Origin of the sequence: Mesorhizobium sp. NPDC059025 (assembly GCF_042739655.1) — a bacterium.
GTDB lineage: Bacteria > Pseudomonadota > Alphaproteobacteria > Rhizobiales > Rhizobiaceae > Mesorhizobium.
This window is the reverse complement of the sequence record NZ_JBHYIM010000006.1, coordinates 18,062-39,093: the sequence shown is the minus strand read 5'-3', so window position 1 is coordinate 39,093 and position 21,032 is coordinate 18,062. Positions and strand designations below refer to the sequence as shown.

The window sequence follows — 21,032 nt, the reverse complement described above, 5'->3', positions numbered from 1 at the left end:
TCAAGCTCCGGTCGGGTAGATCACGCCCTTGCGGACGATGATGTTGGCGTAGAGCCGTGGCTCCGATGTCTGGACGATGGCATGGGCGGCTTTCACCCTGGCATAGAAATCGGCGCCGGGCATGGCGGTCACCTTACGACCGGGCGCTCGTTTGGCACAGACCGCCTCGATCTCGCCATGGACGGGGTCGACCAGTTTCGGATCGCCTTTTTTCGAAGAGCGGAACAGCGCTTCTTCGACAAAGTCATCCACCGGCAGAACGGAAAGGATGGCATCGAGCATTGGCACCAGGTCGACGCCGTCTGCCCGGATCAGGCGGGTAGCCTGTTCCTCGGCTGGATAGTTGCCGTCGACGATGGCGATTTCGTCGCCGTGGCCCATGGCGCGCAGCACGGCAAGAAGTTCGGGCCCGAGCAGGGGGGAAATGCCGATCAGCATGTCAGAGTGTTCCGGATGTGGAGGTTGGGCCGACGAGGAAACGGTCGGATAGCGGCAGGCTGGCGCCGCCGAGCGCACGGGCATGGATGCCGACGGTGCCTTCGCGCACGGTTGGCAGTTTGAGGCCCTCGGCATCGACTTTGTCCAGTGCGCTGCCAACGGCCTTGACGAGGCGCGCACGGATCGTGGTGGGCATCCAGCCGTCAATCACCGCTTCCTCGAAATCGATCACGGAAGATGCGGAGGCAATGGCGTAGGCGAGGGCATCGGCAGCGTCGGCAAGCCACGTGTCGAGCTCCGGCCCGATGTCGCCCCATTCCTCGGGTGATGTCCAAAGGTGCTGGGCATCGACGCCGCGCAGCGCGAGCGCCTTTTCCAGCGTCGCGATGGAGGCAACGTCGATGAGCTGCATTGGCCTGCCGTCCGGTCCAGGCACTGGCATCGACCCAAGGGCGCCGGCATTACCCGTCGGTCCGCTGTAGATGCGACCGTTGAGCACGATGCCACCGCCGGCAAAGGCACCGATATAGAAATAGACGAAGTCGCGCACATCCAGGGCATTGCCGAAAACAAGCTCGGCGCCGCAGGCCGCGGTCGCGTCGTTTTGCAGATAGACGGGGAAGTCACACAGCGCCTGGATGTCGGCGCGGATGTCGCGATGACGCCATTCCTCCATGATCGAACGCGGCGCACCGGCTGCGTCGGCCCAGCTCCACAGTTCGAAAGGTACGGCGATGCCGAGGCCTGAGACGCGCCGGTCCTGGGCTGGCGTCAGCTCCGATCTCAGTTTGGCGACTCCTGCCGCAACGAAATCCACGGTCTCCGATGGCGCCGGATAACGGTAGGAGTGGTGCAGCATCGCGCGCACCTCGCCGAGGAAGTCGATCAGCACCAGTTCGGCGCTGCGGCGGCCGATCTTTAGACCGATGAAGAAGGCGCCTTCCGGATTGAGCGCCATGGGAATGGACGGCTGGCCGATGCGTCCACGCAGCGGTTCGCGCCTGAGCAGCAGACCCTCGTCCTCCAGCTCACGCATGATGACGGAGACGGTCTGCGCCGAAAGGCCGGTCATGCGCGCGATGTCGGATTTTGCGAGGCCGCCGTGCTGGCGCACGAGCGAAAGCACGAGCCGCTCATTGTGGTCACGCATGCCGCTCTGGTTCGTGCCACGGTGGAGACGGCTGGCCGCCGGCTCGCCCGAACCGTGCTTTTGAACGCCGTCGTCCAACAGCTTCCTCCCTCCCGTGATTTCTTGTCTGACTTTTGGCCGAGAATGAGCCGGCTCCGCAAGTGTGTCAATAATAAATAAGAGTGATTTAATTATTGACTCGAGGTTGCGATTGGTGTTTCGTTTGTGCCGGGGAGCTCACCGGGAAAAGCAGACGGGCGCCTCGGCGGTGCACATTCAGCTGGCCGCGATCTTTGGTTCTGGGAGGAGTACCTCAATGCGATTTTCTGTTCTCAAGACGTCCGTGTTCGGTGCTGCGGTCGCAGCACTCGCAAGTTTTGCCGCGCCTGCCTCGGCAGCCGACGTCGGCGCATGCCTGATCACCAAGACCGACACCAATCCGTTTTTCGTCAAGATGAAGGAAGGCGCCACCGCCAAGGCGAAGGAACTGGGGGTCACCCTGAAGACCTATGCCGGCAAGATCGACGGCGACACCGAAAGCCAGGTCGCTGCGATTGAAAGTTGCATCGCCGACGGCGCCAAGGGCATCCTGATCACCGCTTCCGACACCAAGGGCATCGTGCCGACCATCAAGAAGGCGCGCGATGCCGGCATTCTCGTGATTGCGCTCGACACCCCGCTCGAACCGGCCGATGCCGCGGACGCCACCTTCGCCACCGATAACCTTTTGGCCGGCAAGCTGATCGGCCAATGGGCTGCAGCCACGCTCGGCGACAAGGCCAAGGATGCCAAGATCGCGTTTCTTGACCTCACCCCGTCGCAGCCAACCGTCGACGTGCTGCGCGATCAGGGCTTCATGATCGGTTTCGGTATCGATCCCAAGGACCCCAACAAGATCGGCGATGAGGATGATCCGCGCATCGTTGGTCACGATATCACCAACGGCAACGAAGAAGGTGGCCGCAAGGCGATGGAGAACCTGCTGCAGAAGGATCCTTCCATCAACGTCGTCCACACCATCAACGAACCGGCGGCAGCGGGTGCCTATGAGGCACTGAAAGCCGTCGGCATGGAAAAGAACGTCCTGATCGTATCGGTTGACGGCGGTTGCCCGGGCGTGAAGAACGTCGAAGGCGGCGTCATCGGCGCCACCTCGCAGCAATATCCGCTGCTGATGGCGTCACTCGGCGTCGAGGCGATCAAGAAGTTCGCCGACAGCGGCGAGAAGCCGAAGCCGACGGAAGGCAAGAGCTTCTTCGACACTGGCGTGGCCCTGGTCACCGACAAGCCGGCAAAGGGCGTCGAATCCATCGACGTCAAGACCGGCCTTTCAAAGTGCTGGGGTTGATCTGAACCCACAACGGCGTGACATTGCTTAAGCGGGTGCTCTCCTGGCGGAGCACCCTCTCATCCGGTTGGTTTCCGGCCGGGGAGGGGGCATCGGCGCGCCGGCGAGGCATCACCACCTTGGGCGTATGACGGGGCATCAGTCCCCGATCGGGAGGAGCCGACATGACCGACGCTTCGGCGGATGCCAGGCGACCGCAGGAATTCGAGAAAGTGCTGACTGGAGCCGACACGGCAGTGGCGGACTTCGACACGCACACGCGTTCGACCCTGGAAAAGATACAGCATTTCCTGCATTCCAATCCGGCGGCCGTGCCATTGATCGTGCTGGTGGCTTCGGTGCTGATCTTCGGCCTGATCATCGGCGGCAAATTCTTCTCGGCCTTCTCGATGACGCTGATCCTGCAGCAGGTCGCCATCACCGGCGTGATCGGCGCAGCGCAGACACTGGTCATTCTCACTGCCGGCATCGACCTTTCGGTGGGCGCCATCATGGTGCTGTCGTCGGTGGTGATGGGGCAGTTCACCTTCCGCTACGGTTTGCCGCCTTCGATCGCCATCCTCTGCGGCTTTGCCGTCGGCGCGCTGTGCGGCTGGATCAATGGTGCGCTCGTCGCCTATATGAAGCTGCCGCCTTTCATCGTCACACTTGGCATGTGGCAGATCGTTCTGGCCTCGAATTTCCTCTATTCAGCCAACGAAACCATTCGCGCGCAGGATATCGAGACGCAGGCGCCGATCCTGCAGTTCTTCGGCAACAATTTTCGCATGGGCAACGCGGTCTTTACCTATGGCGTCGTCGCCATGGTGCTGCTGGTCGCCGTTCTCTGGTACGTCCTGAACCACACCGCCTGGGGCCGCCATGTCTACGCGATCGGCGACGATCCGGACGCGGCCGAACTGTCGGGGGTGCGTGTCACCCGCATGCTGCTGTCGGTCTATGTGCTGTCGGGCCTGATCTGCGCACTCGGCGGCTGGCTGCTCATCGGCCGTATCGGTTCTGTTTCGCCGACGGCTGGCCAGTTCGCCAACATCGAATCCATCACCGCGGTGGTGATCGGCGGCATTTCGCTGTTCGGCGGGCGCGGATCCATCCTCGGCATGCTTTTCGGGGCGCTGATCGTTGGCGTCTTCTCGCTCGGGCTGCGCCTCATCGGTACGGACCCGCAATGGACCTATCTCTTGATTGGCGTGCTGATCATCAGCGCCGTCGCCATCGACCAATGGATCAGGAGGGTCGCAGGATGACCAATGAACCCATTCTCACCGCACGCGGACTGGTCAAACGGTACGGCCGCGTCACGGCACTGAACAACGCCGATTTCGACCTCTATCCAGGTGAAATCCTGGCCGTCATCGGCGACAACGGTGCCGGAAAGTCGTCGCTGATCAAGGCGATCTCCGGGGCCGTTACGCCGGACGAGGGCGAGATCCTCCTGGAAGGCAAGCTGGTACAGTTCAAGTCTCCGATGGAGGCGCGCGCCGCCGGCATCGAGACCGTGTACCAGAACCTCGCCTTGTCGCCGGCCCTGTCCATCGCCGACAACATGTTTCTCGGCCGCGAGATCCGCAAGCCCGGCATTCTTGGCTCCTGGTTTCGTATGCTCGACCGCACGGCGATGGAAAAGCGGGCGCGCGAAAAGCTCACCGAGCTTGGCCTGATGACCATCCAGAACATCGGCCAGGCGGTCGAGACTCTGTCAGGTGGCCAGCGCCAGGGTGTGGCTGTGGCGCGCGCGGCCGCTTTCGGCAGCCGCGTCGTCATCATGGACGAGCCGACGGCTGCACTCGGTGTCAAGGAGAGCCGGCGTGTCCTGGAACTCATCCTCGACGTGAAGCGGCGCGGCCTGCCCATCGTGCTCATCTCGCATAACATGCCGCACGTCTTCGAGGTGGCGGACCGCATCCATATCCATCGGCTTGGCCGACGTCTCACTGTCATCAATCCGAAGGAATATTCGATGTCGGATGCGGTCGCCTTCATGACCGGGGCGAAGGTTCCGCCGGAGGCCGCCGCGGCCGCTGCATGATCTGCCGATTGCGCCCGGAGTGCATTGCGATATGCTCTGGGTGCAATGCGGAATATTAGCAATATTAAATCGATTGAAAAATTCCGATCGGCTGTCTAGTCTGGACCGGAACGTCCTGCTATGCATGCTTTTTGAAAGGCAAAATCGGTTCTCGGCGAGATGAGTGAGCTCTGATCGCCGGTCGCGCGAGAGGCAAGATGACCCGCACCAAGACGCCGAGTGTCCCGCTGCCAGATCTCGATCATCCGGACCCTCAGACGCTCGCGTCCGAGGTGCTGATGGCGCTCAAATATCGGGTCGGCAAGGATACCACGGTTGCGACGCCCTACGATTGGTTGACAGCCTCGATCAAGGTGGTGCGCGACCGCATCATCGACCACTGGATCAGCGCTACAAAAGAGACCTACGATCAGCAGGAGAAGCGCGTCTATTACCTGTCGCTCGAGTTTCTGATCGGCCGGTTGATGCGCGATGCGTTTTCCAATCTCGACATCATGGAACCGATGCGCGAGGCGCTGTCCTCGCTTGGCGTCGACCTCGACGAGATCGCCACGCTCGAGCCAGATGCCGCACTCGGCAACGGCGGTCTGGGCCGGCTTGCCGCCTGCTTCATGGAATCAATGGCGACCGTCGACGTGCCGGCCCACGGCTACGGCATCCGCTACGCCAACGGCATGTTCCGCCAGGAGATACAGGACGGCTGGCAGGTGGAACTGCCGGAGACCTGGCTCGATCATGGCAACTCATGGGAGTTCGAGCGTCGCGAGCGCTCCTTCGAAGTCGGCTTCGGCGGCTCGGTGGAATCCGTGACGGCCAGGGATGGTCGGCTCGAGCGGCATGTCTGGAAACCCTTGGAGCATGTGCTGGCGGTTGCCTATGACACGCCTGTGGTCGGCTGGAAGGCCAAGCGTGTCAACACATTGCGGCTCTGGTCCGGCATGCCCGTCGACCCGATCCTGCTCGACAAGTTCAATGCCGGCGATCACATCGGCGCGCTGGCTGAAAGCAACAAGGCGGACGCGTTGTCGCGCGTGCTCTACCCGGCGGATTCGCACAAGGCTGGCCAGGAGCTGCGCCTGCGGCAGGAATATTTCTTCTCGACCGCTTCGCTGCAGGACATCCTGCAGCGTCATCTCAGCCAGTATGGCGAGCTGGAATCGCTGCCGGACAAGGCCGCCATCCATCTCAACGACACCCACCCGGCTGTTGCCGTGCCGGAACTGATGCGGCTGTTGATGGATGTCCATGGCATGGATTTCGCCAAGGCCTGGGACATCACCAAGCGAACCTTCGCCTATACCAACCACACGCTGCTGCCGGAGGCCCTGGAAAGCTGGCCGGTGCCGCTGTTCGAACGGTTGCTGCCGCGGCACATGCAGATCGTCTACGCCATCAATGCCGAGGTGTTGCAGGAAGCGCGCGCGACGGGTCGTTTCTCCGGCGACCAGATCGCTTCCATCTCGCTGATCCAGGAAAACGGCGACCGCCGCGTGCGCATGGGCAATCTTGCCTTCGTCGGCTCGCATTCGATCAACGGCGTGTCGGCGCTTCACACCGAACTGATGAAGCAGACGGTGTTCGCCGATCTGCACCGGCTCTATCCCGACCGTATCAACAACAAGACCAACGGCATCACGCCGCGGCGCTGGTTGATCCAGTGCAATCCCGGCCTGACTTCATTGGCACGCGAAGCCATCGGCGATCGTTTCCTCGACGACATTGCAGGCATCAAGGATCTGGACCGTTTCGCGGACGACGCGGCATTCCGCAAGAAGTTCGCGGCCGTCAAGCGCGCCAACAAGGTGCGGCTTGCCAATCTGGTCGCCGACCGGCTGGGTATCCGCGTCGATCCATCGGCGCTGTTCGACATCCAGATCAAGCGCATCCACGAATACAAGCGGCAACTGCTCAACATCCTGGAAGCCGTGGCGCTTTACGACCAGATCCGTTCGCATCCGGAGAAGGACTGGACGCCGCGCGTGAAGTTCTTCGGCGGCAAGGCGGCCCCCAGCTATCACAACGCAAAGCTGATTATCAAACTGGCCAACGACGTCGCCAAGGTCATCAACGGCGATCCCGCTGTTCGCGGGCTGCTCAAGGTCGTGTTCGTGCCCAACTACAACGTCAGCCTTGCCGAGATCATGATGCCGGCGGCCGACCTGTCGGAACAGATCTCGACGGCCGGCATGGAAGCGTCGGGGACCGGCAATATGAAGTTCGGACTGAACGGCGCGCTCACCATCGGTACGCTTGACGGCGCCAATGTCGAAATGAAGGAACATGTCGGCGACGACAACATCTTCATCTTCGGCCTGAAAGCCGACGAGGTGGCCGAGCGCCGCCGCAGCGGCTACCAGCCGCGCGCCGTCATCGAAGGTTCGCCGGAACTGGCGCAGGCCATTTCAGCGATCTCGTCCGGAGTGTTCTCGCCGCATGATCCGGATCGCTATCGCGACCTGATGAACGGTCTCTACGACAGCGACTGGTTCATGGTCGCGGCAGACTTTGACGCCTACGCCGCCAAGCAGCGCGAGGTGGACGCGGTTTGGGGCGACAGTGCTGCTTGGAACGCCCGCGCCGTCCGCAACGTTGCGCGTATGGGCTGGTTCTCTTCGGACAGGACGATCCGACAGTACGCGAAAGAAATCTGGAACGTGCCTGTGTGATGTGATTGCATGAGGCCATGTCCGTGGCCGTGGACCCAGGGAGGGGTACTGCTTGACAAAAAAGCCGCGCGCGACCGCGACGAGCGATCAATCTGACGGGCCGGCTTCAGCTGTCGACGTCAAGGCGATTGCGGCGGGCACGCATGGCAATCCCTTCTCGGTCTTGGGCGTCCAGGAAGCCGGAAAGGGTTTTGTCGCACGGTGTTTCATTCCCGATGCCGAGACCGTCGCTGTGTATACCTTGGCCGGCAAGGAGATCGGTGAACTCTCCCGTCGCGGCGAGGCCGGTTTTTTCGAAGGGCCTATCGCGGTCAGCAGGCGCCAGCCTGTGAAGTATCATGCGCGCAACGCGGGCGGCGACTGGTGGATCACCGATCCTTACTCGTTCGGACCGGTCCTGGGGCCGATCGACGATTATTACATGGCCGAAGGGTCGCATCTGCGCCTGTTCGACAAGCTGGGCGCGCATCTCATCGATCATGAAGGGGCGAGCGGCGTGCATTTCGCTGTCTGGGCACCCAACGCCAGACGCGTTTCCATCGTTGGCGATTTCAACGCATGGGATGGCCGCCGCCATCCGATGCGGCAGCGGCAGGACAGCGGCATCTGGGAGATATTCATTCCGGACCTGGGCGAGGGACGGCCCTACAAATACGAGATCGTCGGTGCAAAGGGCGTTCGCCTGCCGCTCAAGGCCGATCCCTTCGCTTTCCGCTCGGAATTGCGGCCAGCCACTGCTTCGGTGACGACCGCGCCCTCAAGTCGCAAATGGGGTGACACCGCGCATCGCAAATTCTGGCGCGAAGCGGAGGCGCGCCGCCAGCCTATCTCGATCTACGAGGTTCACGCCGGATCCTGGCAACGCAACGAAGACGACAGCTTTCTCACCTGGGATGAACTGGCGGAGCGGCTCATCCCGTATGTGATCGATACCGGCTTCACGCATATCGAACTGCTGCCGATCTCGGAACATCCTTACGATCCGTCCTGGGGTTATCAGACCACCGGTCTCTACGCACCGACCGCTCGTTTCGGCGACCCGGAGGGCTTCGCACGTTTCGTCGACGGTGCGCACAGGGCTGGCATCGGCGTCATCCTCGACTGGGTGCCGGCGCACTTCCCAACCGACGAATTCGGGCTCGCCAGGTTCGATGGAACCGCCCTTTATGAACATGCCGACCCACGCAAGGGCTACCAGCCCGACTGGAACACGCTGATCTACAATTTCGGTCGCCGCGAAGTACTTTCCTTCCTCGTCAACAACGCGCTCTACTGGGCCGAGAAATACCATGTCGACGGGCTGCGCGTGGATGCGGTCGCCTCGATGCTTTATCTCGACTATTCCCGCAAGGCTGGCGAGTGGATCCCCAACGAGAAGGGTGGGCGCGAGAACCTCGAGGCTGTCGCGTTCCTGCAACGCATGAACAAGGAACTCTACGGTACCCATCCCGGCGTCATGACGATTGCCGAGGAATCCACTTCCTGGCCGAAGGTTTCGCATCCCGTGCACGAGGGCGGGCTGGGTTTCGGCTTCAAGTGGAACATGGGTTTCATGAATGACACGCTGGAATACCTTGCCCGCGAGCCGATCTTCCGCAAGCACCACCACAACCAGATCACCTTCGGGCTGATGTATGCCTTCACGGAGAATTTCGTGCTGCCGCTCTCGCATGACGAGGTGGTTCACGGGAAGTCGACGCTGATCGGCAAGATGGCCGGCGACGACTGGCAGAAGTTCGCAACGCTGCGTGCCTACTACGCGTTCATGTGGGGATATCCCGGCAAGAAATTGCTGTTCATGGGACAGGAGTTCGCCCAGCGCCGCGAATGGAGCGAGGCCCGTGCACTCGACTGGAACCTGCTGCAGCATCTTCCGCATCGCGGCGTGCAGGATGCGGTGCGCGATTTGAATCGCCTTTATCGTGAAAAGCCGGCGCTGCATGAACGTGACTGCGAGCCGGAAGGCTTTGAATGGCTGATTGTCGACGACGCAGAGAATTCCGTGTTTGCCTGGCTGCGCAAGGCTCCTGGTGCCAATCCGGTCGCCGTTGTTTCCAATTTTACACCGGTTCCGCGCGAGAACTATCGCGTTCCATTGCCTGAGGCGGGCACCTGGCGCGAGATTATGAATACCGATGCCGTCGCCTATGGCGGCTCGGGCAAGGGCAATGGTGGTGTTGTGGAAGCGCACGCCGAAGGCGATCGTGCGGCGGCACTGATGATGTTGCCGCCATTGGCGACGCTGATGCTGGAATTCGTGCCGGCGACCAAGGGCAGCAAGGTCGAAGGCCGAGTTGGTTCGGGTACGGGGCCACGCGCGAGGAAAACGGCGGCTCCAAGGGCAAAGCAGGGAGGTTGATAATGGCGGATTTCAAACGGTCGCAACCGCTGGCGCGCGATGCGATGGCCTACGTCCTGGCAGGCGGACGCGGGAGTCGCCTCAAGGAGTTGACCGACCGGCGTGCAAAACCCGCCGTCTATTTCGGCGGCAAGACCCGCATCATCGACTTCGCGCTTTCCAATGCATTGAACTCGGGCATCCGACGCCTCGGCGTGGCTACCCAATACAAGGCGCATTCGCTGATCCGCCATCTGCAGCGCGGCTGGAACTTCCTGAGGCCTGAGCGAAATGAGAGTTTCGATATCCTGCCGGCCAGCCAGCGCGTATCGGAAACGCAATGGTATGAGGGCACGGCCGACGCGGTCTACCAGAACATCGACATCATCGAGGCCTATGGGCCCGAATACATGGTGATCCTGGCCGGCGACCACATCTACAAGATGGACTATGAGCTGATGCTGCGCCAGCACGTCGACGCTGGTGCCGATGTCACTGTCGGGTGTCTCGAGGTCCCTCGCATGGAAGCCACCGGCTTCGGCGTCATGCATGTCGACAACAAGGACGCCATCCTCTCCTTCATCGAAAAGCCGGCTGATCCCCCGGGCATCCCTGACAAGCCCGACTATGCGCTCGCCTCGATGGGCATCTACGTCTTCAAGACCAAGTTCCTGATGGAACAGCTGCGCCGTGATGCCGCCGAGCCGGACTCCAGCCGCGATTTTGGCAAGGATATCATCCCGTACATCGTCCAGCACGGAAAGGCCGTGGCGCACCGTTTTGCCAAGTCCTGTGTGCGTTCGACTGCTGAGGCTGGACCCTATTGGCGCGATGTCGGAACCATCGACGCCTATTGGGAAGCCAATATCGACCTCACCGATATCACGCCGGAGCTTGACCTCTACGACCGCGACTGGCCGATCTGGACCTATGCGGAATTGAAGCCCCCGGCGAAGTTCGTGCATGACGACGAGGGACGGCGCGGCATGGCTGTGTCGTCACTGGTGTCGGGCGACTGCATCGTTTCGGGTGCCTCGCTGAAGCGCAGCCTGATCTTCACCGGAGCCCGCATCAATTCTTATTCCAGCCTCGACCATGTCGTGATGCTGCCGGACTGCCATGTTGGCCGCAATGCGCAACTGACCAATGTCGTCATCGATCACGGTGTGCACATCCCCGAAGGCCTTGTCGTTGGTGAGGATCTGGAACTTGACCGCAAGCGCTTCCGGGTTTCGGAAAGGGGCATTGTTCTGATAACGCAGGACATGATCGACAGGTTGGGAACGTAACGCATGCAGGTTCTGTCCGTCACGCCGGAGATATTCCCGCTGGTCAAGACCGGCGGGTTGGCCGATGTCGCGGGCGCTCTGCCGGTGGCACTGGCCGGCAAGGGCGTGGCGATGCGTTCGCTCGTGCCGGGCTACCCTGTCGTGATGGATGCGCTGAAGAAAAAGAAGGCCGCGGCGACATATCAGGCACTCTATGGCGGCAAGGCCACCGTCCAGGCAGCGCAGGTGGACGGGCTCGATCTCCTGGTGCTCGACGCACCGCATCTGTTTGATCGCGTCGGCGGGCCCTATGGCGATGCCAATGGCCGCGACTGGCAGGACAATTGGCGTCGCTTCGCGGCGTTGAGTCGTGTCGGAGGCGATATCGCCGGCGGCGGCATCGACGGCTACAAGCCCGATATCGTGCATGCGCATGACTGGCAGGCGGCAATGACGCTGGCCTACATGCGCTACGGCAAGGCGATCGGCACACCATCGCTCATCACCGTACACAATCTGGCCTTCCAGGGTCAGTTCGGCGCCGGCATCTTCGGAGAACTTGGCCTGCCTGCGCAGGCCATGAGCCTCGACGGCGTCGAATATTATGGCGGTGTGGGGTATCTGAAGGCCGGCCTGCAGGCCGCCTGGGCGATCACCACCGTCAGCCCGACCTACGCACAGGAAATCCGCGTGCCGGAGTTCGGCATGGGACTGGACGGACTGATCAACCTGCGGGCTGCCGATCTCCATGGCATCGTCAACGGCATCGACGTCGACATCTGGAATCCCGCTACCGACAAACATCTGGTCTCGACCTATTCCGCCGAGACCCTGGGCAAGCGCATCGCGAACCGTGCGGCGGTGGAAGAACGCTTCAATCTCGCCAAGGACGACAGCCCGATCATCTGCGTGGTCAGCCGTCTCACCTGGCAAAAGGGCATCGACATCCTTGCTGCTGTAGCAGACAGTGTTGTCGCTGCCGGTGCCAGGTTGGCCGTGCTGGGATCCGGCGATCCGGGTCTCGAAGGCGCCTTGCTGGCTGCCGCTGCTCGCCATCGTGGCCGTATCGGCACCGTGATCGGCTATGATGAGGCGCTGTCGCACGTCATGCAGGGTGGCTGCGATGCCATCATCATCCCGTCTCGATTCGAGCCATGCGGCCTGACCCAGCTCTATGGTCTGCGTTATGGCTGCGTCCCGTTGGTGGCGCGCACCGGCGGGTTGGCCGACACGATCATCGATGCCAACGAGGCCGCTGTGGCCGCCGGTGCGGCGACCGGTTTCCAGTTCGCCGCCAACAGTGGTGATGCGATGCTGCACGCGGTACATCGCTTGATGCAGGCACACGGCAATGCCGGCGTCTGGAACTCGATCCAGCGGCAAGGCATGAAAGCTGACGTGTCCTGGGACCGCAGCGCGGAGAAATATGTCGAGCTTTACCGCTCGCTGCTTGCAAGGAAGGTTGCCTGAACGATGATCCGTACCGTTGCCACCAAGCCCTTTGACGACCAGAAGCCCGGCACGTCGGGACTGCGCAAGAAGGTGCCGGTGTTTCAGCAGGAGAATTATGTCGAGAATTTCGTGCAGTCGATTTTTGATTCACTGCAGGAATTTCAGGGCAAGACGTTGGTGCTGGGCGGTGACGGCCGGTTCTATAACCGTGAAGTGGCGCAGAAGGTGATCGCCATCGCCGCTGCCAACGGCTTTGGCAAGGTGATGGTCGGGCAGGGTGGTATCCTGTCGACACCGGCCGCTTCGAATGTCATTCGCAAATACAAGGCCTTCGGCGGCATCATCCTGTCGGCCTCGCACAATCCCGGCGGTCCGCACGAGGATTTCGGCATCAAATACAATGCCGAGAACGGTGGTCCGGCGCCCGAAAAGCTGACCGACGCCATCTATGAGCGTACCAAGGCAATCACCGAATACAAGATAGCCGATATCGCGCCTGTCGACCTCGACACGATCGGCACGGTGCAGGCGGGCGACATGACGGTGGAGGTGATTGATTCCGTCACCGACTACGCCGAGCTGATGGCTGAGTTGTTCGACTTCGATGCGCTGCGCAGACTTTTCAAGTCTGGCTTTCGCATGCGTTTCGACGCAATGCATGCCGTCACCGGCCCATACGCCAAGGAAATCCTGGAAACCCAGCTCGGCGCGGCTGCCGGTACCTGCCGCAACTTCAAGCCACTGCCGGATTTTGGTGGCCACCATCCCGATCCGAACCTTGTCCACGCCAAGCATCTCTATGACGAGATGATGGGGCCGGATGCGCCTGATTTCGGCGCGGCTTCCGACGGCGACGGTGACCGCAACCTGATCATCGGCAAGGGTATTTTCGTCACGCCGTCGGATTCCGTTGCCATGCTGGCCGCCAACGCACATTTGGCACCGGGCTACAAGGACGGTCTCAAGGGCATCGCGCGCTCCATGCCGACCAGCGGCGCGGCCGACCGCGTGGCGGAGAAGCTCGGTATCGGCATCTACGAGACGCCGACTGGCTGGAAGTTCTTCGGCAACCTGCTCGACGCCGGCATGGCCACGATCTGTGGCGAGGAAAGTGCTGGCACAGGTTCCAACCATGTGCGCGAGAAAGACGGTCTCTGGGCCGTGCTGTTGTGGTTGTCGGTCCTGGCCGCGCGGGGAGAAAGTGCCAAGGAGATCGTCACCGGGCATTGGGCTGAATATGGCCGCAATTACTACTCCCGCCACGACTACGAAGAAGTCGACAGCGCCCGTGCCAACGCGCTGGTCGATGAACTGCGCGCCAAGCTAGCCACGCTTGTGGGAACGGTTGTGCGGGGCTTGAACGTCGCAGCGGCCGACGACTTTTCCTATCACGATCCGGTCGATGGTTCCGTCAGCCAGAAGCAGGGCATCCGCATCCTGTTCGAGGGTGGCTCGCGCGTGGTGCTGCGGCTCTCCGGTACCGGCACGTCGGGCGCGACGCTGCGTGTCTACATCGAGCGCTACGAACCGGATCCTTCCAAACATGGCCTCGACACGCAGGAGGCGCTGGCCGACCTCATCGCGGCCGCCGACGACATCGCCGGCATCAAGCGCCATACCGGTCGTGACAAGCCCAGCGTGATCACCTGAACCGTCTCGGCGGCAGGACCAGAGCGTTTCCGTTTTACACGGAAACGCTGCGGTTCTCTTGTAGTCACGCAACTCAGGACGCAAAAAACCGCTGCGCGCTTTTCCCGGAATTGCTTTAGGGAATGTTGGGCTCGACCACATTGGCGAGCTGCAGCAGCGACTCCTGCCAACCGAGATAGCAGCCGGCTTCCGGGATCAGGTCCGGTATGCCGGCCTGCTCGATCCTGAGGTCGGTGCCGCAGAACACTTCTGTGAGTTCAACCGTCACCTTGATCTCTCCGGGCAGGTTGGGATCATCGAAGCGATCGGTGTAGACGAGCTTGCGGTTGGGCTCGAGTTCCAGGAACTCGCCACCGAAGGAATGCGCATGGCCGGTCGTGTAGTTCCTGAACGCCATGCGGAAGCTGCCGCCAACCTTGGCGTCGACATGCTCGACGCTGCAAAGGAAACCGTAGGGCGGCAGCCAACGCGACAGGGCATCGGCATCGAGGAAGGCGCGATAGACTTTTTCGGGCGGAGCTTTCAGGACACGGTGCAAGCGGATGGTGTAGGGCACGACTTACTCCTCATCGGTTGCCGGCAAGAAATTCGGGTGAAACAGCCAGTATCGACTTTCTGAAACAGGGTGATGAAACGCGTGGTTTCGCGTCGCGGCAAGCTTGCTATTGTTGCTTGCTGGCGAGTCGCACACAACACTGAATTCACTGCAGGAGCGCATGGCCCCCGCCACACTCGGAGCACGACCCGACACATCAGGCACCGAATTTGCGGTCTGGTCCAGCCGTGCCGGAAAGATCGAGCTCTGCCTGTTCGACGCCGCCGATCATGAGATCGAGCGCCTGCCAATGGTGCGCAGCGAGGACGGGATCTTCCGGCTGCGTGCGAAGGGCATCACGGCAGGCGCACGCTATGGCTATCGAGCCGATGGCGACTACGACCCGGCCCGCGGCCTTTGGTTCGATCCTGACAAATTGTTGGTCGATCCCTACGCCGTCCTCATCGACCGCCCCTATGTCTACGATGCGAAGCTCGGTGCAAGACGCGGAGAAGGTGGCGATACCGCGCCTTTGGTGCCGAAGGCGGTTGTTGCGGCCCTGTCCAGCGTACCGTCAGTGCCGCCGCCGTTGTTCCAGCCCGGCGGGTTGATCTACGAACTGCCTGTCCGCGCTTTCTCCATGCGCCATCCGGACGTCCCGGAGAATGATCGCGGTACGCTGCGCGCGCTTGCACATCCGGTCGTTATCGATCATCTGAAGAAGATCGGCGTTTCCGCTGTCGAATTGATGCCTGTCACCGCAAAGATCGACGAACGCCATTTGCCGCCGCTTGGCCTGACCAATGTCTGGGGTTACAACCCTGTTACGTTCATGGCGCTGGATCCGCATCTGGCGCCGGCAGGTATTGACGATCTGCATGCCGCAACGGATGCCCTGCGCAAGGCTGGCATCGGCGTCATCCTCGATCTGGTTTTCAATCATACCGGCGAGAGCGACGAACACGGCCCAACACTGTCGCTGCGTGGCCTGGACAGTCTCGCCTACTATCGCCAGACCTCGGACGGCCGGTTGATCAATGACACCGGCACCGGCAACACGCTTGCCTGTGACCACCCGGCGGTGCGCGATCTTGTACTGGCGAGCTTGCGCCATTTCGTGCGCCATGCCGGTGTAGACGGTTTCCGTTTCGACCTCGCTCCCGTGCTGGGGCGCGACGACAACGGCTTCACACCGAATGCGCAACTGCTTGCGGCCATGCGTGCGGATCCGGTTCTTTCAGACCGTATCCTGATTGCCGAGCCTTGGGATATCGGGACGAGTGGCTATCAACTCGGCAGGTTCGGTTCCCCCTTTCTCGAGTGGAACGACAAGTATCGCGACGATGTCCGCCGATTCTGGCGCGGCGATGCCGGTCTGGTCGGACGGCTGGCGACGCGGCTGGCCGGGTCTTCGGATGTTTTCGCGGGCGAAACGCAAAGCCGCAGCGTGAACTTCATCGCCGCTCACGACGGCATGACGCTCGCCGACCTCGTGCGCTACGAGAAAAAGCACAACCAGGCCAATGGCGAAGCCAACCGTGACGGCCATGACGAGAACCTGTCCTGGAACTTTGGCGTCGAGGGCGAGAGCGCGGAACCTCGTATCGCGGCTCGACGCGCCGGCGACCAGCGGGCGCTGCTCGCGACGCTGTTTGCCTCCCGTGGCACCATCATGCTGACTGCAGGCGACGAATTCGGCCGCAGCCAAGGTGGTAACAACAACGCCTACGCGCAGGACAACGAGCTCACCTGGCTGGATTGGGGCAGGCGCGATCAGGCCCTGGAAGATCATGTCGCCGCTCTGTCGGCTTTGCGCGCCGATCTGCCTGGGCTGCGCAACACAGTCTTTTTGACCGGAAAGCCGCGTGATGACGGCGGGTTGCCCGATGTCGTCTGGATGACGGAGACCGGTCTGCCGATGGATGAGGCAGCCTGGAATGATCCGAGCCGGCGCCGCCTGGCTATGGTGCTGGGCAGTGCCGGCGTCGACGGAGGCCGGCTCGCCGTTCTGGTCAATGGCGACCGGCGATCTTCGACCTTCGTCATGCCGCTGCGCGATGGTTATCGCTGGTTCGATGCCCTTGACCCCAATGCATCTGCGGAGGCTTGGCGCCTGATCGAGGGCAGGGCGGTCTGCTTCATGATCGAGCGTGAGTGGGACGAGAACGGTGGAGAGCCGAGATGACCAATCCCGGAAACGAATGGTGGCGCGGCTGCGTCATCTACCAGATCTATCCGCGGTCCTTTCAGGATACGACCGGCGACGGCAGCGGCGATCTCAAGGGTGTCACAGCGCGGCTTGCTCATGTCGCCTCGCTCGGCGTCGACGCCGTTTGGCTCTCGCCTTTTTTCAAGTCTCCCATGGCCGACATGGGCTACGATGTTTCCGATTACCGTGCCGTCGACCCCATTTTCGGTTCGTTGGAGGATTTCGATGCGTTGCTGGCCGAGGCGCACCGGCTGGGACTGAAGGTCATCATCGACCAGGTGCTGTCGCATACGTCCGACCGGCACGATTGGTTCCGGGAAAGCCGTACCCGCCGCGACAATGAAAAGGCGGATTGGTACGTCTGGGCCGAGGCAAAGCCGGATGGCTCACCCCCAAATAACTGGCTGTCGGTGTTCGGAGGTCCTGCCTGGGAATGGGACGCGACACGACGGCAGTACTACATGCACAATTTCCTTGCCGCCCAGCCGGATCTGAATTTCCACAATCCCGCGGTGCAGGACGCGCTGCTGGACAGCGTTCGGTTCTGGCTGGAGCGTGGCGTCGACGGCTTTCGCCTCGATACGGTGAACTACTATGTCCACGATCGCTGGCTGCGCTCCAATCCACCTCTGACGGCAAGCCTCGCGGGCACGTTGACTGAAACCAATCCCTATCTTTTCCAGGAGCATCTGTTCGACAAGACGCGGCCGGAAAACCTTGAATTCCTGAAGCGCTTCCGTAGCTTGATCGACGAGTATGGCGACCGCGCGGTGGTCGGCGAAGTGGGTGACGAAGGCCGATCGTTGCAGACCATGGCGGCCTACACTTCGGGCGTCGATCGCCTCAACATGTGCTACACTTTCGATCTGCTGGGACAGGCTTTTTCGGCTGCGCATGTACGTGGCTGCGTCGAGGCGTTTGGCGCTGCCGCGCCGGAAGGCTGGGCCTGTTGGGCGTTTTCCAACCACGATGTCGTTCGCCATGTCAGTCGCTGGACGCCTCCTGGTGGAGATGGCGACGTCGTGGCGAAGTTCGCCATTCGATTGATCGCTTGCCTGCGCGGTTCGATCTGCCTTTACCAGGGCGAAGAACTTGGCTTGCCCGAAGCCGAGCTCGCCTTTGAAGATCTGCGCGATCCCTACGGCATCCGCTTCTGGCCGGGTTTCAAGGGGCGCGATGGCTGTCGGACGCCGATGCCTTGGGAGGCTGGTGCCGTCAATGCAGGTTTTTCGACTGCGAAACCATGGCTTCCTGTACCGGAAGAGCACCGCATTCGCGCCGTTGATGTTCAAAGCGATAGCAACGAGAGCGTGCTTGCCGTTTATCGCGCGGTGTTGGCGTTGCGCCGGCAGCATCCATCGCTCGCAACGGGCTCGATCCGTTTCCTGGATGCGGAGGGCGATGTGCTTGCCTTTGTGAGGAAAGGGGACGGAGAGGCGTTGCTGTGTGTCTTCAATTTCACCGGCGGGGACGCCGTCTGGCCGTTGCCTGACGGGTTGGAAGTCGCGGAAGTACTTGATTTCGCCGGGGGCGAAGCTGTCGGCTTTGATGCGAATGTTTCGCTGCCGCCACTGGGGATGTTTCTAGCCAGGCTGGTAAATTGAAGGAAGACGGAGGGCAAGCCCTCCGTCTTCATGCTTCGGATATCGCGAATAGCGTTTATTGCACGAGGACCGATTGTCCGCAGGTGGCTCCGGTCACGCGCACGTCAGCCTCGCCCAGCCCGATGCCGAGAGATGAGAGCAGCCACGCGAGGACGTTGTCCAGCGGGGTGGTAATCGTTTGCAGGATGGGAATCAGTGCCGGGCGGATGGTGTTCAGGAGAAGGTCCGTGATGAGGTCCAGTTTTATACCCAGGACGGTTGCACTCAATTGCAGATTTCCGAGCAGTGAGGTTGTTGCCGAATTGGTATAGTTCGTCGTTTTAACAGTTTTGGCCGTTTTGGCGGTTATGTCCGTATTGTTGAATGTCAGATTTGTCGTGTTCGTATTGCCGATGTCGATATCGGCATAAGCATTCACAGTCACGAGATTGAGCTGCAGCAGCAACAAGTTGATTCCTACATTCAGGATAGGTGCCGGGGTAAAGCTCTGCGGTTGTGTGAAATCGGCGAAACCCGTCCCTGTGGTCTGCGCGATCTTCACGTCACCGATCCCTGGGCGGGCTGCGATCGTGACGACACGGCTCGCGGGCTGTCCGGTCGAGCAGCTGATGTCACTCAGTGTGGCTTCGGCATAAGCCAGTTCTACGTTGACCGGTAATGTGATTACTCCTGGGTTGCCCTGTTGGTCCCTTTTAATATCGACGCCCGGCGTTAGTTGACTGGAGGCCGGAAGAACCTCGACGACCAGTTTCAACCGTGTCTGGGCGGTGCGTACCACGTCCCCTTTCTGCCCCACCCTGAACCATGGGGAGGATTGAGGTGGTTCGCCAACGGCGAGCAGGATGCTGATCTTCAGCACGCCCGGAATGTTCACGGCAGCTCCGAGATCGATCTGCTTGTTCCCGTTGGCGAGGCCGGCCGCCGCGGACACCATGTTGAACAGGCCGGCATCGACAGTCAGGCCGGCTGGTCGCTGGCCGAGGCCGAGGCGTCCGACATTTCCAAGGTCGACAAGGGCATTGAGCGGTATCTTGATCAGGTTGGTCGCGCCTGCCGCCAGGGTTTGCAGCGCAAGCTGGCTGCGTGAATCCAGCCCAGGCACGCTGGCCAGCGCGCTGAGGATCTGCCCGATGGTGGCCTTGGAGCCAAGTACATCTGAATAGCTGACGCCGGTAAGGTTCAGCTTGATGGCAAGCTGATCCAGAAACGACAGAACGTTCACATCGGCGCTGAGCAGCGAATTATAGTCCATCACGTTGAGCGCGACATTGGTGCCGAGAAGGCCGCCGAGTACGGCATTGAGCAGGGGGCTTTTGCTGGTGTCGACTGATGCCAGCCGCGAGCCGACGGAGAAGGCAGCCTGCGGTGTGACCGAGGCGATGGCGTTGTTGCTGATTATCGGCGGGCTCATGAAGGCCCCGCCAAAATACATCGTGCCAACCTTGCGCACCGATACCGAGACCGCGTTGTAGGGCTGCACATTGGCCTGGAAACGCTGGCCGATAGCCAAAGTCGGTGTGTATCGGCCTCGCACGACACTCACCAGCGGATTTGCAGGGGTTGGTGTGCCCGTGCCGGGTTGGACCACCGTCGCGCCGGTCAGGCCGTTGTCGTTCAAGGTGTTCAGCACAGCCTGGTTGGCATTGGTGATGTTTGAGCCGGCCGCGATAGCGGCAAGGTCGGTGATGGATTGCGATGCGCGCCGCTCGGTATAGAGAGAGCCTTCATCAATGGCGACGGCCATCAATGCAAAGACGACGGGCATGGACAGTGCCGCCATGATGGCGAAGTTGGCGTTCCGATCAGGCAGGAAGCGTTGAACCAGATCGCGCAGACTGGATGAAGCGCTCATCAGATGCCCCCGACACGGATCGTGGACTGGCGCGCGATGTTCGTGCCAGGCAGCGGCAACCCGGACAGGAGGTTCCAGATCGGGAGGTTGCGCGCATCATAGGTAACGGAAACGACGAACTGGCTGCCGTCGGCTGTGCTGTCCCTGGCCACCACGGTGAGCTTGGTGGCATCGACAAACGGATAGCCTGCGGCGTTGTTGGCCAGGAAGGTGGTAACGAGCGATTGACGCTCGGTCTGGTTCAGCCCGCCGATCGCAGTGCGGGCCGCGTCCGCCGCTATCTGTTGAACAGAATGGCTGGCACCAAAATAGATGCCGTATGCAACCATTCCGAGCAGAAAGAGAACGAACAGCGGCGCAAGCAAAGCAAACTCTACCGCCGAAGTTCCATCGTCGTTTTCTTTCCATCTCGAAATTTTCGAGTGGAGAGTGAAAGTTGAGACTCCTCGTATACTATGCATGCTTTCTCCCGCCTAAAAAAGAAAAGCCTACAAAAGTACATTCGAAAGTAACC

The 21,032-nt window shown here is 61.3% G+C and carries 14 protein-coding genes and 1 pseudogene; 10 read left to right on the top strand and 5 right to left on the bottom strand.

The features are described from left to right. Window positions 1–438 (bottom strand): RbsD/FucU family protein, encoded by a 438-nt coding sequence (locus ACFWYE_RS15720; RefSeq protein ID WP_379061369.1) that lies wholly within the window; start codon window positions 436–438, stop codon window positions 1–3. A 1-nt stretch (window position 439) separates the two neighbouring features. Continuing rightward, window positions 440–1,588, bottom strand: a complete 1,149-nt coding sequence (locus ACFWYE_RS15715) for an ROK family protein (protein ID WP_379073120.1) — start codon at window positions 1,586–1,588, stop codon at window positions 440–442. A 295-nt stretch (window positions 1,589–1,883) separates the two neighbouring features. Here ACFWYE_RS15715 and ACFWYE_RS15710 point away from each other — a divergent pair, with 295 nt between their 5' ends. From ACFWYE_RS15710 to ACFWYE_RS15675, 8 genes and pseudogenes are all read left to right on the top strand, one after another. Next, on the top strand, window positions 1,884–2,915 hold the full coding sequence (locus ACFWYE_RS15710; protein WP_379061367.1) for a sugar ABC transporter substrate-binding protein: 1,032 nt from the start codon (window positions 1,884–1,886) through the stop codon (window positions 2,913–2,915). 164 nt (window positions 2,916–3,079) lie between these two features. Beyond that, complete coding sequence (locus tag ACFWYE_RS15705; RefSeq protein ID WP_379112562.1) at window positions 3,080–4,162, top strand: ABC transporter permease; 1,083 nt, start codon at window positions 3,080–3,082, stop codon at window positions 4,160–4,162. Further along, window positions 4,159–4,944, top strand: coding sequence for an ATP-binding cassette domain-containing protein (locus ACFWYE_RS15700; RefSeq protein ID WP_379112560.1), 786 nt, complete (start codon window positions 4,159–4,161; stop codon window positions 4,942–4,944). Before ACFWYE_RS15705 ends, ACFWYE_RS15700 begins: the two co-directional genes overlap by 4 nt. 197 nt (window positions 4,945–5,141) lie before the next feature. Next, window positions 5,142–7,610, top strand: a complete 2,469-nt coding sequence (locus ACFWYE_RS15695; protein WP_379112559.1) for a glycogen/starch/alpha-glucan phosphorylase — start codon at window positions 5,142–5,144, stop codon at window positions 7,608–7,610. 52 nt (window positions 7,611–7,662) lie between these two features. Further along, window positions 7,663–9,864 (top strand): annotated as a pseudogene (gene glgB / locus ACFWYE_RS15690) (1,4-alpha-glucan branching protein GlgB); the annotation flags it as partial. A 107-nt stretch (window positions 9,865–9,971) separates the two neighbouring features. Continuing rightward, a complete protein-coding gene (gene glgC / locus ACFWYE_RS15685; RefSeq protein ID WP_379061359.1) occupies window positions 9,972–11,237 on the top strand; it encodes a glucose-1-phosphate adenylyltransferase in 1,266 nt (421 codons plus the stop codon). Between the two features lie 3 nt (window positions 11,238–11,240). After that, the gene (glgA, locus tag ACFWYE_RS15680; protein ID WP_379112558.1) at window positions 11,241–12,686 is read left to right on the top strand and encodes a glycogen synthase GlgA; all 1,446 of its coding nucleotides are present in this window, start codon (window positions 11,241–11,243) and stop codon (window positions 12,684–12,686) included. A gap of 3 nt (window positions 12,687–12,689) precedes the next feature. Next, entirely contained in the window at window positions 12,690–14,318 is a 1,629-nt protein-coding gene (locus tag ACFWYE_RS15675) for an alpha-D-glucose phosphate-specific phosphoglucomutase (protein ID WP_379061355.1), read from the top strand. A gap of 115 nt (window positions 14,319–14,433) precedes the next feature. Here ACFWYE_RS15675 and ACFWYE_RS15670 read toward each other — a convergent pair whose 3' ends face one another. Then, window positions 14,434–14,874 (bottom strand): SRPBCC family protein, encoded by a 441-nt coding sequence (locus tag ACFWYE_RS15670; RefSeq protein ID WP_379061353.1) that lies wholly within the window; start codon window positions 14,872–14,874, stop codon window positions 14,434–14,436. Between the two features lie 160 nt (window positions 14,875–15,034). Between ACFWYE_RS15670 and glgX the strand changes: the two genes are divergently transcribed. Together glgX and ACFWYE_RS15660 are read left to right on the top strand one after the other, a co-directional pair. Next, window positions 15,035–17,038: a glycogen debranching protein GlgX gene (gene glgX / locus ACFWYE_RS15665; RefSeq protein ID WP_379112557.1), complete on the top strand. Its 2,004-nt coding sequence runs from the start codon at window positions 15,035–15,037 to the stop codon at window positions 17,036–17,038. Further along, on the top strand, window positions 17,035–18,666 hold the full coding sequence (locus ACFWYE_RS15660) for an alpha-glucosidase family protein (protein WP_379112555.1): 1,632 nt from the start codon (window positions 17,035–17,037) through the stop codon (window positions 18,664–18,666). The genes glgX and ACFWYE_RS15660 overlap by 4 nt, the downstream gene beginning before the upstream one ends. A 55-nt stretch (window positions 18,667–18,721) precedes the next feature. Here ACFWYE_RS15660 and ACFWYE_RS15655 read toward each other — a convergent pair whose 3' ends face one another. Then, entirely contained in the window at window positions 18,722–20,518 is a 1,797-nt protein-coding gene (locus tag ACFWYE_RS15655; protein WP_379112553.1) for a pilus assembly protein TadG-related protein, read from the bottom strand. After that, window positions 20,518–20,979 (bottom strand): TadE/TadG family type IV pilus assembly protein, encoded by a 462-nt coding sequence (locus tag ACFWYE_RS15650; RefSeq protein ID WP_379061345.1) that lies wholly within the window; start codon window positions 20,977–20,979, stop codon window positions 20,518–20,520. Before ACFWYE_RS15650 ends, ACFWYE_RS15655 begins: the two co-directional genes overlap by 1 nt. Between the last annotated feature and the right edge of the window lie 53 nt (window positions 20,980–21,032).